This window comes from Edaphocola flava (assembly GCF_004118155.1).
Lineage (GTDB): Bacteria > Bacteroidota > Bacteroidia > Chitinophagales > Chitinophagaceae > Edaphocola > Edaphocola flava.
Genome location: NZ_SAIQ01000001.1, coordinates 1,193,409 through 1,208,082, shown reverse-complemented (window position 1 = coordinate 1,208,082; position 14,674 = coordinate 1,193,409). Strand labels below are relative to the sequence as shown.

Genomic DNA, 14,674 nt, shown 5'->3' with positions numbered 1-14,674 from the left:
AGCAATGCTACAGCCTTCCTCTTTTTATGCTTATTATTGATTCTGGTTCTATTTCAGTAAAAGGCTGGACAACACGCTGGCCGCTCCTGTAGACAGGTTATTGCCACCGCTTAATGCTCCTAATAATGAGCTGGTGCTTCCTTTAGATCCGCCCAGGCCAAGCAATTTAGCATATTGTGCGGCTGTCATCAACGTTTTCAGGCTACTAAGGGTTCCTGTATTGATTCCTAATAATTTGGATGCATATGATGCCATATTAGAATTGGCCAGTGATGAGATGCTATTTGTACCGGTGATATGCTTGGTAAAGATGTTCATCAGTTTACCGTTCTGCGCTGTATTCAGACCCAGGGTTTTGGTGAGGACACCTGATATTTCTTTTGCTGTAGCCGCAACATTGCTGATCTTCTGTACTGTTTTTACCGCTCCGGCAGCAGAAGCTACTGTATTCAGCAGGTTGTTCTGTGCAAAGGTATGTACGCTGCTGCCACCAATCAGGATGGCTGCGATGAATAATGCTTTTTTCATTGTAATTATTTTTGTGTCACAAAGATACTTATCCTGCCATTTGCATTACTTACCAAAATGTGATTAACATATTAATAAATACGATCGGTGTTCTACATTTTCACTGATGAATAACCTGTAACTTGCGGCAAAAAATTACAGCAATGAGTCATTCTTTTAAAACAATTGTAGATGTGCGTACGGTTGAGGAATACCGCGAAGGGCATGCGGCGGGAAGTATTAATATTCCCCTGCATGAACTAACTGGCAGACTGGATGAAATCAAGGCTATGGAGCAACCGCTGTTACTATGCTGTGCAAAGGGTATACGCAGCGGACAAGCTGCAGCTTACCTGCATCAACTGGGTATTGATTGTGCCAATGGCGGCAGCTGGCAGGCGGTACAGGAATATATTTCAAAGCAATAATGCACTGCTTTTGCAGTGCATTATTTTTTAAAGCTGTATTTAAACATCCGTAATCTTATAGTAGTGCCCTCTCCGGCATGACTGATGATACTGAGCTTACCCTTTATGGCCCTTGCACGATTGTGCATATTCTTTAAGCCATTACCACCGGTACTGTTTTCAGGATCGTAGCCTTTACCATCATCTGAGAGCTCCAGTACAACGCTGCTGTCTATATCTTCGTAAAAACGCAGGTATATATTTTCTGCTCCGGCATATTTAATGGCATTATTAATCGCCTCTTTAAAGATCAGGATCAGATTGCGGCTGTAGTCAAGCGGCATCTTTACATCAAACCTGATCGGTGGTTCCTCTTCTATGTGCAGGCGAATGCCGGTATCTTCCAGTATTGCTGAAGCATTCTGCTGTATACGCAGAAGGGCCTCTTTCAGGAAATTGCTTTCTCTCTGCAAAGACCAGATAATATCTTTTGATCCGTGGTATAAAGATTGTGTATTGTTCCTGATCTGCGACAGTATATCGCCCAGTTCGGTCTGCCCCGAAATCTTGCGCTCTGCCATCATAGTCAGGAGATTGATACGGGTAATCTTGTTACCAATCTCATCATGAAAATCTTCTGCTGTGCGCTGTCGTACTTTATTCTGCTCTTCCTCTCTCAGCCTCATTTCCCATTGTCGTCGCGCCTCTTTCTTACGGCTGTACCAGTATATGATATAGGCAATCAATATACCCAGTAACAGGCTCACCAATGCTTTGAATATCGTAGTCTGGTAGAATATAGCTTTGATCGTAAACGGATAACGGTAGGCATTTTCTGCCCAGTTACCATTCTCGTCAGATGCATATACAATAAAGGTGTACTGACCTGGAGGCAGGTTGGTATATACTACAGAGGTCTGCTTGGTCTCCACAAAATTAGGATCTGCGCCTTCAAGTTTGTAACGATACTCTATACGTTCAGGAGAGGAGAGGGAAATAGCCCGGAAAGAAAATGTAAGGTTGTTCTGATTATGCCCAAATACAGGCTGATAGGGTATACGAAGATAAGGTATGGTACTATCGCTGTATTTACCGGTCGGGATATTTTTGGAGAATAACTGTACATTGGTCAGGGTAACAAATGGCGCACTGCTGAATGTTTTCTCTTTTCGTTTGTTGTACATGTACAAACCTTTGGTTGTACCAAACCATATATTCCCTTCAGCATCCTGGAAAGACGCTCTTTCATTACTTTCTGCACCGGACAGCCCTTCTGTCTTTCCATAGCTTTTGAGCTGATAGGTGCCCGTCTCAGAAAATCGTATACGGTCTATACCACAACCGGTTCCTGCCCATAACATATTGTCCGAATCAATCAGCAAGTTATACACATAATTACAGCTGAGTCCGTCATCATGACTTATCGTATAGATCCTGCCCGTTTGGTATTCATACACAACGATACCGTTATCATCTGTGCCTATATACAACCGCTGTGCATTACCGGTCATACATTGCACCCTCAGCATCTGCAGTCCTTTCAGACTATCTGTTGTACCGGTAAGCAGGTTATATTTCAGCAACCCTTTTTTAGTACCCAGGATGATGGTTTCTTTATCGTAGGCAATCAGTCTGCGATAAGGTCCTTGCTTCACCAGCCTCAGGCTATCCTTATCTATAACACAAAGCCCCTCACCATTTGTACACCATACCTCATCATTGATGGTTGTCCAATCGGTGATGAACGGAATAGATTTAGTTCCGATCTGCTTCAGCTTGCCATTGTGTGCATTCCAGAGTCCGCGGTAGGTTGCATAATATGTACCACGATCAGGGTCATCATAAATAGAGATGATGCTGGTGGCAAAGTTTGGAAGCGGAATCTGGGTAATGGTATTGGTCTGATCATCGAAGCGGAAAATGCCATGATAGGCAGTGCTCAGGATAAGATCCTTTCCGCGCTGAAAAATGCTGATGATGCTTTTGGCAAAAGGAATCTGGGTATTGTCGAATATTTTGAACGGGCTGTCTGAGTATTTAAAAATACCACTTCCGTTAGTGCCCAGCCATATATTGTTTGTATTGTCTATAAAGATTGAGAGTGTTTGCTCATCGGTATAACCGTTGCTTGCATTCAGTTTTACAAAACCATGCGTATCATCATAGAACCATAATCCATTACCTACAGCGATCCATATATGTTCATTCTGATCTACCACAATCTTGGTGGCCAGTGTGGTAATATCAAAACCAGGCAGATCATTAGTCAGTAATTGCAGGGAACGGTCGTTCACCAGATACAGACCCGTTGTGGTCAGTATATACATTTTACCACTGTACTTAGACTGATACACCGAGAGGCAGAACCCGTCCGGCACCTGGTCTGTAAGTGGTTGCCATTGATTATTGATAAATCTGAAAACCCCTTTCTGCAGATAGCACACGTGTATATATCGTTGCTCATCAAGAAACATAGAGGTTATAATACCATCTGTTGGTACCAGTTCAAACCGGTCTCCTCGGAAGATATAGATCTTATTACCGGAGCGCAGCCATACACGATTCTGATTATCAACTTTTATATCATTGATCAGGCTTGTTTCTGAATGTGGATCCAGGGCATAAGACTTAAAATGCAGCCCGTCGAACCGGCAAATGCCCTCTGCCGTACCAATCCAGGTAATTCCGTTCGGGGCAAATCCGATAGCGGTAACGGTATTACTGATCAGACCATCGGCACGGGTATACGTCTTAAACTCGCTTCCGTCAAAAACGGACAATCCGCCAAAAGTACCCACCCACAGACGATTGAGCGGATCCTGTACCATAGCCAATGCCTGCGACTGTACCAATCCGTTCTCTGTATTATAGTTCTGTAATGCATAGCGCTGGGCCCGGCTCTGGGTAGTACCGGATATAAAAAACAAAAGCAGCCCGAAAAAAACGAGCTGCCTGTAAAATCGGTATGACCGAACGCCTGTCATGTGATCAGTTTAAATATTAGATGATAGTCAACTTCAGGAGCTCCTCTCCGTTCAGTTTTCCTACCAGTTCATCGTATGGTAAAACCGGGCCAACGCCTTCCGGGGTGCCGGTAAAGATCAGGTCTCCCATCTGCAGCGTGAAATATTTGGATACATAATTCACGATCTTATCAAAGGAGAAAATCATATTATCCGTATTACCGGACTGTACCTTTTCTTCATTCTGGTACAATTCAAACGGTACATTCTTCATATCCTTAGGAATGTCTACAAAATCGCCGACGACACAAGAGCCGTCAAATGCTTTTGCCAGCTCCCAGGGTAATCCCTGCTTTTTTAATTTTTGTTGTAGATCCCTTGCGGTAAAATCGATACCGATTGTCCACTTATCGTAATAATTACGTGCATGGCGCTCAGCAATATTTTTACCATTCTTGCTGATTCTCAATACTACTTCAGCCTCATATTGCAGATCATCCGTAAACTCCGGATAATGTACAGGGTAACTTTGGTGTACTAAAGCGGTTTTAGGCTTCAGGAAAATTACAGGGCTACTCGGTATCTCGTTTTTTAATTCTAAAACATGGGCTACATAGTTGCGACCAATACAGATAATTTTCATTTTTTGTTTTTACTAGTGGGTTTGTAGGCACGAAATTAACTATTTTTACAGATGTTGCAACAACAAGGCCATGTCTAGAGTAAAAATAATTTTCCCTGATCGTAAAGCAGATTTTGAAACCACACTGTCTGTAAGAGTTACAGACATCAATTACGGTAACCACCTGGCCAATGATAAACTGGTAGCCCTGCTGCATGAAAGCCGCGTACTGATGCTTTCCGCATGGGCTTATACCGAGTTTGATATTGAGGGTGCAGCCCTTATCCAGTCTGATCTTATGGTACGTTACCGTAATGAGGCATTCCTGGGAGACCAGCTGCATTTTGAATTATTTTTAACAAATTTTACATCCCGATCATTTGACCTGCTATACAGGATCGAGACAATGCGTAATGGCATTAAAGTACTTATTGCTGAAGCAAAGGTTGCACTGGTCTGCTTCGACTATAATACCCGTACCACTACAACTGTACCTGAAACATTTGCCCAAAAATACCGGAACCTTTAATTTCACCCGACATGCAAGCCCTTACCCTAAGTCTTATACAAACCGAACTTCATTGGGAAAATCGTGATGCGAATCTCGATATGTTCCGGCAACTTATGGATCAGGTGCCGGCAAATGCCCATGTGATCGTACTCCCGGAAATGTTCTCTACTGGATTCTCCATGGACCCACAGAAGCTTGCCGAGCCCATGGATGGTTATACCGTATCCTGGATGAAGCAAGAGGCAATGCAGCGGCGCAAAATAATAGCCGGCAGCATTATTATAGAAGAAGAAGGGCATTTTTACAACCGCCTGATATGGATGCAGCCAAACGGTGTTGCGTATCATTATGATAAGAAGCATCTGTTCGGATTTGCCGGTGAAGATGCATTTTATACCGCCGGCAGCAATAAGGTTATCGTTCAGGTGAATGGCTGGAAGATCAATCTGCAGATCTGTTATGACCTGCGTTTCCCCGTATGGGCAAGACAAAATCCGCCAAACGTGCATCAGGAAGAAGGTCCCTCTTATGATGTCCTGCTGTATGTGGCCAACTGGCCGGAACGGCGCATTAAAGCCTGGGATACACTACTTGCCGCAAGGGCCATAGAAAACCAGTGCTTTGTAGTTGGTGTAAACCGCATCGGAAGTGACGGTAACGACATTTATCATAACGGCAGTAGCTCGCTGATCGATCCATGGGGAGAGGTACTATGGAACTGTACCGACCGACAAGAAATATTTACTTATACCCTTGATAAAGAAGCGCTGCTGTCTGCCCGTACGCGTCTTCCCTTCCTTAAGGACAGTGACTCTTTTATTATTTTATAAGCTTTTCGGGATTAATTGCATACTATTGTGAATTAACATTGCGTTTTCCACGTATAGCTACATTTACCGAATTGTTATTATAACCGCTTATGCAATTAAGATCTTTACTGCTACTGCTTACCTTATTATGTCCATTCTGGTCACAGGCCCAGGATGCTTATACGATTGAGGGTAAGATTATCGATACCGCATCCATGATGAATATGGGGTATACCAGTATCAGTGTTATCAACCAATCAGATTCTCTCTTACAGGATTTTACCCGTGCCAACGAGGAAGGCATATTCAGGCTGACAGTGCCTCAGAAAGGTAATTATCTGCTCATCTATGCACATCCGACCTTCGCCAATTTTATCGGAGAGGTAAAGGTGGATGAAAGCAAAACAGATGTAGGTGAGGTACCTATGATCTCCAAACAAAACTTGTTACAGGAAGTAATCGTTACCGATGCACGGGCTATCATCATTAAAGGTGATACGGTCGAGTATGCTGCTGATAGCTTCAAAGTGAGGCAATTTGCTACTGTGGAAGAACTCCTTAAAAAGCTGCCTGGTATTGAAGTGGATCAGAAAGGAAATATAACCGCACATGGTGAGAAGGTGCAGAAGATGCTCGTAGACGGAGATGAATTTTTTGCAGATGACCCGGCAGTACTATCCAAAATGCTGCGTGCTGCTGCTGTAGATAAGGTACAGGTTTTTGATAAAAAAACAGAAGAAGCGCAATTGACGGGGATTGATGATGGTACCAAAATCAAAACCATCAATCTGACCCTGAAAGAAAATGCCAAGAGTGGTTATTTCGGAAAAATTATCCTGGGTGGTGGTTTACCGAAGTATTATGAAAACCAGCTTATGGTCAGCGCTTTTAAAAATAAACGCAAGATTGCGGCATATGCCATTACCAGTAATACTAATAATGTGGGGCTGGGCTGGAATGACGCTTCTAAATATGGCGGTGGCGGTGCTATGATGCGTATGGGTGATGGTGAAGGTGAGGATGGTATGATGATGATGACTTCCGGAGGTGGCGGTAATGAGCTGGGCGGATATAACGGAACCTTCAGCGGAGAAGGGTTGCCGAGAAGTATCAATGGTGGTGTACACTACAGTAACAAATTCGGTGCAAAAGACCAGGTAAACCTCAGTACTGATTACAGGGTGAATAGCTACCAGCTGGAGGTATCGAAGAACACCCGGACACAATACATCATGCCGGATACACAGTATGTCAACAATACTACTGCGTACAGCAAAAGCAGCAACTTACTGAACTCTCTCAACGGCCGTGCAGACATTACCATTGATTCATTGAGCAATCTGGTGGTTACGGCTAAAGGAAGTATAAATCAGGCCAAAACCAACAGCCTGAATACGGCAAACTATACCGATATGGACGGCAACCTGATCAATGACAGCCGTACCGAAAATAACAATACCAGTACTACAGCCAATGCCAGTCTGGACGTTTCTTACCGGAAAAAATATAAGGTACAGGGCCGGTCTTTTTCTGCTACGCTGAACGGAAGTTATATGCAGCGCAATGCCGATGGCTCTTTCCTGTCTGAAAATAATTTCTACACCACCGGTACTGCACAGACATTCAATCAGCGCAAGACAGATAGTACGCTGAACCTGCAGAGCAATCTTCGCTTCACCTATACTGAGCCGCTGATCAAGGATAAGATGTACCTGGTCCTGAATGCATACAGTAACTACATAAAAAACACAGCATCAAACCTGAGCTTTGACCGGGCACCGGGCGGAGAAACGGACACTTTAAACTCAATCTACAGCAGTGATTACAATTACAGCATATGGACCAATTCTGCCGGTGCTAACCTGCGGTATAATATCAACAAGCAACTGAAGTTTAACTTCGGTGGTAATGTAGCCTACGCACAATACCAGAACACCAACAATTTCAGCGGAGCAGAATTTTCCCGGAATTATCTGAACTTCTTTCCAAGGGCTTCTCTGAACTTTAGCAGGAACCGTTCTCTGAATGTAGGATTCAACTACAATGGTTCTACGTCACAACCCCGTATAGACCAGATTCAGGTTATGGTACAAAATACCGATCCCTTGAATATCCGTCTGGGTAATCCCGACCTGGTTCAGGCATTTAACCATAGCTTCTCCGTTAATTTTAACCAGTATAAAATGCTTTCTGAAACATACTTCTACGGTAATGTCCGTTACAGTTTCACACAGAATGCATTCAGTCAACGACGCGACATTACACCGGAAGGCGTAAATACTTATCAAACGATTAACTTGAACGGCAACTGGAATACAGGCGTGTATGGTGGTTACTCCACAAAAATAAAACCGATAAAAACCAGAATGGGTATCGGACTTAATGGTAATTACAACAACAGTAACAGCTACCTGAATAGTGTCCTGAATACCTCCCGCAATACCTCTGTGGGATTAAGACTGGACCTGGACTATTATAAAGATTCTGTTATCGAACTGAGCTATAACATAAGCCCGACATATAATATCAGCAGCAGCTCTGTAAATGCGCTTGCAGTTAATAAATTTCTGATGACCAGGCAGGAGTTTGAGGCCGTATATACTTTCTGGAAAGGTATTGAATTGGGTTTCAGCTTTAACTGGTTACTACGGGAGAAAACAGATGCTCAGGACAAGAACAATAATATCTTCCTGGCCAATGCATTCCTCAGCAAATCGATTCTGAAGAATCGCTCTCTGAACATCAGACTGGAGGGCAATGATCTCTTTAATCGTAATGTAGGTTTCTCCAGAAGTGCCTATGATAACTATATTACAGAATCAACCTACAACAATATCAGAAGATACTTCCTGCTGAAACTGGCCTGGAACTTCACGTACAGCAAAGCGGCTTCAGGCAAGACTCCTGGCAATACCGAAACAGAAGAATCGAACGATTAATGTTTAGTAAGAAAATAAAACACATGAAAGCATTATTACTGATGGGCTGTGCATTGCTGATGGTATCTGTTCGCAGTACCGCCCAGTTCACCTCCTCCGGCTCTATCGAATACCTGAAGACGACAAATGTACGATTGGGTATGCAGCTGGAAATGGACGACGATGAAGACAGTGAATTTATGAAAGAGTACATTAAGAAGCTGCCTAAGAACAAGACAGTCTTTTTCAAAATGGACTTTGACAAAAAAAAGAGCACGTACTTTTATGACAAAGACGGCCCGGAGAAAATACCCATGTGGGGTGGAAAAGATCCTGCCGGCGAGAATATCGTACTCAAGAATTTTACGGACAAGACCATTGCTGCCCAAAAGGAGGTGTATGATAATACCTATATCGTAAAAGACAGCCTGCCAAAATACCAGTGGAAGATTCTGGATGAAATGCGGCCAATTGCCGGTTATAATTGCCGCAAGGCCACAACAGTGATTGATGACACTGTAGTTGTTGTTGCTTACTATACCGAGCAGATCATGGTCAGCGGTGGACCGGAATCATTTGGGGGCCTGCCGGGTATGATCCTGGGGCTGGCCATACCGAGGTTGTATACCACCTGGTTTGCCACAAAAGTCAGCAACGTACAGCTGCACGAAAATGAGGTAAAGAAGATAGGAAAAGGGAAAGAGATTAATAACGAACAATTGTTTAAAGTACTGCAACCAAGATTGAAAGAGTGGGGTAAATACGGTACTAATATCTTGTGGAAAATAAGAATCTAAAATAGAGTGGGCGCGGCAAAAGCCGCGCCCACTCTATTTTGCTGCGTGAATAGTATTTTAGGATTAAAGCACCTGAATCTCCTGTGCCGGTTTATTGGTTTCCGGATTTTTAGGTAATGTGATTTTCAGTACTCCATCTGTATAACTTGCACTGATCTGGTCAGTAAGTACTTTGCCATTCAGCTGGAAGGCGCGCTCAAAAGAAGCCGGCTGGTACTCTTCATAGATAAAGCTGTTGCCGCTGCCTTGCTCAGGAGCGTTGTATGCAACCGTCAGGATATCTCCTGCACCTACCGAAATCTGGAATGATTCTTTTTTAAGTCCGGCCGCGAACAGGCTGATCTCAAAACCATTTTCTGTTTCTGCAATATTGGCTGCGGTGCACTGACCGAAACCCTGCATCCATGGCGCTTTCATGCCGAAGCGTTCTTCAATTTTTTTACCGAAATCACCTTTACAGTTTTTAAAGCGGTTCCAGTTATGATCGTTTGCGAATGATTGTCTATTGAACATTTTGATATTGTTTTTGAAATTAAAAGATGTGTTGTTATAATTAGCGGATTGGAACGATGGTTAATGGCGCTGCCGTCTTGTAAGGACTTACCGGAGCATCGTAACCGGAAAATTCCTGAGGCATAATACCTTGTTGCGGACCATCTGTTTTCCATTTTCCCCTGAACCTGTTTTTACCCATGATCTTCCCGGCGAGGAATACCAGTCCGGCGATAGCAGCCACGGCCAGCAACAGTTTGAACACAATAAACAGTACAAATGAAGCGGCACCGATAAGCAGGGTTACAGCCAGCAGGCGGGGCAGTATAAAACGCAGTTTACTTTTCATAATTTTTTTAGTTTTTTAAAAATTTATTATCGATCGATTTGTATTGAAGACGGCCATCATGCTGTTTTACTTTAACCGTTTTAAAGTTTTTTCAAAAAAAAATTGTGGCGCGCCTAAGGCGCGCCACAATAGTATAATATGCTGATTATTTAAGAAGGTTTACACCTGTTCCGTAAACTATCTTTAAAGCGTTGTCGCTCCTCTTCTGTCATTGACATCAGGCGTTCTCTCATATGAGCCCCGCCGCCGAACCGGCCATCTCCTCCGGGACCGCCACGACCTTTAAAACCAAAAGATCCGAACAGGATGCGGCATAATACCAGCAGGCCCAGGGCTTGTCCGTAGCGGATATCCTTAACCCCGACCAGTTCAGGCAATATGGCATTCCATAAAAACATCACTACCCATCCTATCAGGAAGAAGGCCAGTATAAATAATAAAAAAAATGGCTTGCGCCCACGATTATAGCGATTCATAAAATGCATTTTTAGGGGTATAACTCTTTATATAAAGGCTCCAGCCGCTTGCGCAGGTGCTTGACTGCATATCCTTTTCGGCTGATCACCGTTTTTATATTTTCCTGTTGCAGATCGGCGATCTCCTGCAGGGTCATATCTTCAATTTCATTCAGTACAAAGGTCTCTCTCTGTACCTCCGGCAATTCGGAAAGGGCATCCATAAAGGCTTTCCAGAAGGTTTCTTTAAAGAAAGTCAGCTCAGGATTATTACTGTCATCCATCAGCAGAACCTCTTTTATATCAAAGGTACCATCCTCCTGCTCATAGGTATAATCTTCCAGTGCTTCGGGCTTGCGCTTACGGTATAGATCTGTGATCTTATTCTTTGCCACAAAATATAACCAGCCACTGACACTATCCAGCTCACCGATATCCGTCAGCCGGCTGAACTGGTACCAGACATCCTGCAGTACATCTTCTGCATCCTCCAGCTTCTTTACCTTGCCCCTGATAAAGCCCATCAGCTGGGCGCCATATTTCTTTACCGTATCGGTTATGGTGGGGGCAGTACTATCCGGCATAGATAAAGCAATTGAATGGTTCATACCATGGAAGACGAACCTCCGGGCATTTTACTTTAAATCAACAGATCCTTTTTTCAAATGTACAATTTTTCCCGTGCAGGAAATTATTATATGGCCATCTCCATACATTTTGTTTATTTTTAAGACGTGATGGTAAAGCCGGAAGCTAATTTATTTTAATTTGCAAGCGAGCATCCAATCATCTTTTACCTGGGAGAAAACTATATGAAGAAACTAATATTAAGTATACTGCTGGTTACCGGCTGCGGATCAGTACTGCTAGCACAAACTGCCCGGCAGAAATGGGTAGACAGCGTTTATAACCGCCTTTCTGAAAAAGAGCGGATAGGCCAACTATTTATGGTGGCGGCCTATTCCGGAGGCGAAAAATATAACCAGGGGCAGATACAGTCCCTGATCGATAATCGCCTGATTGGTGGTATCATTTTTATGCAGGGCACACCAGAAGCTCAGGCGCAGCAAACAAATACTTACCAGGGCAGCACAAAGGTGCCGCTGCTGATTGGTATGGATGCGGAGTGGGGTCTTGGTATGCGCCTGACCGGAGTACAGAACTTTCCCCGGCAGATGATGCTGGGTGCAACCCGAAATGCTGCATTAGTAGAACAGATGGCCACTGCTATCGCGTACCAGTGTAAGCGTATGGGTGTACATATTGATTTTGCTCCGGATATAGACGTCAATAATAACCCGGACAACCCGGTGATCAATTTCCGTTCCTTTGGAGATGATAAAGAATGGGTGTCTGTTTTGGGATCCTCTTATGTAAAGGGATTGCAGGATAATGGCATTATGGCCTCTGCCAAGCACTTTCCGGGACATGGCGATGTATCTGTAGACTCGCATCTGGACCTCCCGATCATTACCAAAACCAAACAGCAGTTATATGACCTGGAGCTGTATCCTTTCCGGAAATTATTCCAGCAGAAAGTACAGAGCGTAATGATAGCACACCTTTCGATTCCTTCACTGGAACCGGGAAAAGGTGTACCTTCTACCTTATCCAAAAAGATTGTGACCGATCTGCTCCAAAACGAAATGGGATTTCAGGGACTGATCTTTACCGATGCGCTGAACATGAAGGGTGTAGCGAAGTACTACCCTAACGGAGAAGCGGACCTGCAGGCCTTCCTGGCCGGTAATGATGTGCTGCTGTTTTCGGAAGATGTACCTAAGGGTATCGCTAAAATACAGGATGCACTGAAACAGAAAAAAACTACTACTGCCCGACTAGAGAAAAGTGTGAAGAAAATACTGGCAGCCAAATATGATGCCGGCCTGAACCGTGTAGCAAAAGTGGAACCAGAAAATGCAACTGCAGACCTGAACCGTTATACACAGACCATATTTGAAAATGTAGCTGCTGAAGCCATCACCATGGTAAGGGATAATAACCATATCATGGATAAGCTGACACTCCGCCCCAACGGTAATTATGCCTATGTATCTGTGGGCAAAACAGAGAATCTCCAGACCACAGATCCTAAGCTTTTTCATAATATGCTGAAGGCTGCCTTGCCTAATACCAGCGTATTCAGCTTTGCCAAAAGCCAGAGCGCCGCCAGAATGGATGCACTGCTCAATAGCCTGAAGCGATATGATGCGGTTATTATCGGCATGCAAGACCTAAATTTATACCCTAAGGATAATTATGGCCTGGATGTGATGCAACTGGCTTTTCTGAAACAGCTCTGCCTGCTCAATAATACTTTATTTATTGACTTCGGAAATGCCTATGCCCTGAAATATATCTGTAATGCGCCGTCCAGTATTGTTACTTATGAGGAGCACGATGCTACTTATAAGGCTGCACTTAATGTACTGACTGGTCGCATGACCGCCAGAGGATTATTACCGGTACACCCGTGCAGCAATATAGAGCCGGCAAGCAGTAAACCGGCACCGGTCAATACGCCTGTGGGAGTCCAGAAGCCGAATGCAGGCACACCGGTTGTAACGAATCCGGTAACAAGCCCTAACCAGTTAATCAAAGATCCAACTGCACTTTCTGCCCTGGATAGCTACTTAAATGGCTCTGTCAGTCGCGGAGTATTCCCGGGTTGCCAGGTACTGGCCCTTAAGAATGGGCAGGTGGTTTATAAAAAGAATTTCGGCACTTTCAGCTATGGCAATAATGTTCCGGTAACGGACAAAACCCTGTATGATATTGCCTCCGTGACCAAACTGGCTGCAACTACGCTGGCTGTAATGAAGCTGTACGAACAAGGAAAGATCAACCTGACCAAAACCCTGGGCGATTACCTGCCCTGGACTTTGGGTACCAATAAAGCAGGATTAAAGATCAGTGATATATTGCTGCATCAGGCTGGTATGAAAGCCTGGATACCATTCTACAAAAGTACCATTGACAGCACAGGCAATCCGAATGCCAATATCTATGCGGCCTTCAAGAATGCGAAATTTTCTGTGCCGGTGGCATCGGGTATGTATATGAATCAGCATTATGTAGATACGGTATGGAAAACGATTCTGGAAAGCCCGGTTACTACTCCGGCTTCCTATGTATACAGCGATCTGGACTTTCTCTTCCTGCAAAAGGTTGTAGAAGCTGTAACTAAAACACCGCTGGATGAGTATGTTTCTGAAAACTTTTACGAACCAATGGGTTTAAAAAATATCACTTTTAATCCATGGGCCAAAAACTGGCAGCAACGTTGTGCCCCTACCGAAAGGGATAATTATTTCAGATTCCAGTTCCTGCAGGGATATGTACATGATATGGCTTCTGCAATGCTGGGCGGGGTTACGGGCCATGCCGGCCTATTTGCTAATGCAGAGGACCTGTCTATTATTATGCAAATGCTGATGAATGGTGGCTCCTACCGCGGTAAGCAATTACTGAGTCCGCAAACTGTAAGCTATTTTACCGGTTACCGTTCAGGAATCAGCCGCAGAGGCTACGGGTTTGACAAGCCGGAAAAAAGTTCTGGTGACGGTGGTCCTGCCTCTGATTATTGCAGTAAAAGTGCATTCGGCCATCAGGGCTTTACCGGCACCTGTGTATGGTCCGATCCGGATAAGGGAGTTGTATTTATCTTCCTCTCTAACCGCATCAATCCTACAGCCGACAATAACCTGATCAATAAAGCAGGTACCCGTGTGGTAACACAGGATTATATCTATAAAGCACTGGGTTATTAAAAACCCGGATCAATTATATAAAAAGAGGCTCCTGCAATGCGGGAGCCTCTTTTTATATAACAGTTTTCTTACAT

The 14,674-nt window shown here is 44.0% G+C and carries 13 protein-coding genes; 6 read left to right on the top strand and 7 right to left on the bottom strand.

Annotation, left to right across the window (positions count from 1 at the left end; genetic code table 11):
• Window positions 1-48: 48 nt before the first annotated feature.
• Entirely contained in the window at window positions 49-528 is a 480-nt protein-coding gene (locus EMP01_RS05185) for a hypothetical protein (protein ID WP_129020405.1), read from the bottom strand.
• Between the two features lie 143 nt (window positions 529-671).
• Here EMP01_RS05185 and EMP01_RS05180 point away from each other — a divergent pair, with 143 nt between their 5' ends.
• Window positions 672-935 carry a rhodanese-like domain-containing protein gene (locus EMP01_RS05180; protein ID WP_129020404.1) on the top strand — a complete coding sequence of 88 codons (264 nt, stop codon included), beginning with the start codon at window positions 672-674 and terminating at the stop codon, window positions 933-935.
• A gap of 20 nt (window positions 936-955) precedes the next feature.
• Here the strand turns inward: EMP01_RS05180 and EMP01_RS05175 are convergent, their stop codons facing one another.
• Window positions 956-3,841 carry a ligand-binding sensor domain-containing protein gene (locus EMP01_RS05175; RefSeq protein WP_161971226.1) on the bottom strand — a complete coding sequence of 962 codons (2,886 nt, stop codon included), beginning with the start codon at window positions 3,839-3,841 and terminating at the stop codon, window positions 956-958.
• A 73-nt stretch (window positions 3,842-3,914) separates the two neighbouring features.
• Entirely contained in the window at window positions 3,915-4,520 is a 606-nt protein-coding gene (locus EMP01_RS05170) for a fumarylacetoacetate hydrolase family protein (protein ID WP_129020402.1), read from the bottom strand.
• Between the two features lie 70 nt (window positions 4,521-4,590).
• On the opposite strand from EMP01_RS05170, the gene EMP01_RS05165 reads away from it, so the two are divergent.
• From EMP01_RS05165 to EMP01_RS05150, 4 genes are all read left to right on the top strand, one after another.
• Window positions 4,591-5,028, top strand: a complete 438-nt coding sequence (locus EMP01_RS05165) for a thioesterase family protein (RefSeq protein ID WP_129020401.1) — start codon at window positions 4,591-4,593, stop codon at window positions 5,026-5,028.
• Window positions 5,029-5,039: 11 nt separating this feature from the next.
• Window positions 5,040-5,840 carry a nitrilase family protein gene (locus EMP01_RS05160; protein ID WP_129020400.1) on the top strand — a complete coding sequence of 267 codons (801 nt, stop codon included), beginning with the start codon at window positions 5,040-5,042 and terminating at the stop codon, window positions 5,838-5,840.
• 89 nt (window positions 5,841-5,929) lie between these two features.
• The gene (locus EMP01_RS05155; RefSeq protein ID WP_129020399.1) at window positions 5,930-8,758 is read left to right on the top strand and encodes an outer membrane beta-barrel protein; all 2,829 of its coding nucleotides are present in this window, start codon (window positions 5,930-5,932) and stop codon (window positions 8,756-8,758) included.
• 23 nt (window positions 8,759-8,781) lie between these two features.
• Window positions 8,782-9,534 (top strand): GLPGLI family protein, encoded by a 753-nt coding sequence (locus EMP01_RS05150; RefSeq protein WP_161971225.1) that lies wholly within the window; start codon window positions 8,782-8,784, stop codon window positions 9,532-9,534.
• 63 nt (window positions 9,535-9,597) lie between these two features.
• On the opposite strand, the gene EMP01_RS05145 is transcribed toward EMP01_RS05150, so the two are convergent.
• The 4 genes from EMP01_RS05145 to EMP01_RS05130 all read right to left on the bottom strand — a co-directional run bounded on the left by EMP01_RS05145 (window position 9,598) and on the right by EMP01_RS05130 (window position 11,438).
• Window positions 9,598-10,047: an Hsp20/alpha crystallin family protein gene (locus EMP01_RS05145; RefSeq protein ID WP_129020397.1), complete on the bottom strand. Its 450-nt coding sequence runs from the start codon at window positions 10,045-10,047 to the stop codon at window positions 9,598-9,600.
• A 40-nt stretch (window positions 10,048-10,087) separates the two neighbouring features.
• Entirely contained in the window at window positions 10,088-10,375 is a 288-nt protein-coding gene (locus EMP01_RS05140) for a hypothetical protein (RefSeq protein ID WP_129020396.1), read from the bottom strand.
• Window positions 10,376-10,524: 149 nt separating this feature from the next.
• On the bottom strand, window positions 10,525-10,851 hold the full coding sequence (locus EMP01_RS05135) for a hypothetical protein (RefSeq protein ID WP_129020395.1): 327 nt from the start codon (window positions 10,849-10,851) through the stop codon (window positions 10,525-10,527).
• Window positions 10,852-10,862: 11 nt separating this feature from the next.
• Window positions 10,863-11,438 (bottom strand): RNA polymerase sigma factor, encoded by a 576-nt coding sequence (locus EMP01_RS05130; protein ID WP_129020394.1) that lies wholly within the window; start codon window positions 11,436-11,438, stop codon window positions 10,863-10,865.
• A gap of 204 nt (window positions 11,439-11,642) precedes the next feature.
• Between EMP01_RS05130 and EMP01_RS05125 the strand changes: the two genes are divergently transcribed.
• Window positions 11,643-14,600, top strand: coding sequence for a glycoside hydrolase family 3 N-terminal domain-containing protein (locus EMP01_RS05125; protein ID WP_129020393.1), 2,958 nt, complete (start codon window positions 11,643-11,645; stop codon window positions 14,598-14,600).
• The last annotated feature ends 74 nt before the right edge of the window (window positions 14,601-14,674 follow it).

What these genes read in the sequence shown, in the direction of transcription:
- EMP01_RS05185 (WP_129020405.1), bottom strand. Translation starts at nt 528, where the DNA reads ATGAAAAAAGCATTATTCATCGCAGCCATCCTGATTGGTGGCAGCAGC.
- EMP01_RS05180 (WP_129020404.1), top strand. Translation starts at nt 672, where the DNA reads ATGAGTCATTCTTTTAAAACAATTGTAGATGTGCGTACGGTTGAGGAA.
- EMP01_RS05170 (WP_129020402.1), bottom strand. Translation starts at nt 4,520, where the DNA reads ATGAAAATTATCTGTATTGGTCGCAACTATGTAGCCCATGTTTTAGAA.
- EMP01_RS05165 (WP_129020401.1), top strand. Translation starts at nt 4,591, where the DNA reads ATGTCTAGAGTAAAAATAATTTTCCCTGATCGTAAAGCAGATTTTGAA.
- EMP01_RS05160 (WP_129020400.1), top strand. Translation starts at nt 5,040, where the DNA reads ATGCAAGCCCTTACCCTAAGTCTTATACAAACCGAACTTCATTGGGAA.
- EMP01_RS05155 (WP_129020399.1), top strand. Translation starts at nt 5,930, where the DNA reads ATGCAATTAAGATCTTTACTGCTACTGCTTACCTTATTATGTCCATTC.
- EMP01_RS05150 (WP_161971225.1), top strand. Translation starts at nt 8,782, where the DNA reads ATGAAAGCATTATTACTGATGGGCTGTGCATTGCTGATGGTATCTGTT.
- EMP01_RS05145 (WP_129020397.1), bottom strand. Translation starts at nt 10,047, where the DNA reads ATGTTCAATAGACAATCATTCGCAAACGATCATAACTGGAACCGCTTT.
- EMP01_RS05140 (WP_129020396.1), bottom strand. Translation starts at nt 10,375, where the DNA reads ATGAAAAGTAAACTGCGTTTTATACTGCCCCGCCTGCTGGCTGTAACC.
- EMP01_RS05135 (WP_129020395.1), bottom strand. Translation starts at nt 10,851, where the DNA reads ATGAATCGCTATAATCGTGGGCGCAAGCCATTTTTTTTATTATTTATA.
- EMP01_RS05130 (WP_129020394.1), bottom strand. Translation starts at nt 11,438, where the DNA reads ATGAACCATTCAATTGCTTTATCTATGCCGGATAGTACTGCCCCCACC.
- EMP01_RS05125 (WP_129020393.1), top strand. Translation starts at nt 11,643, where the DNA reads ATGAAGAAACTAATATTAAGTATACTGCTGGTTACCGGCTGCGGATCA.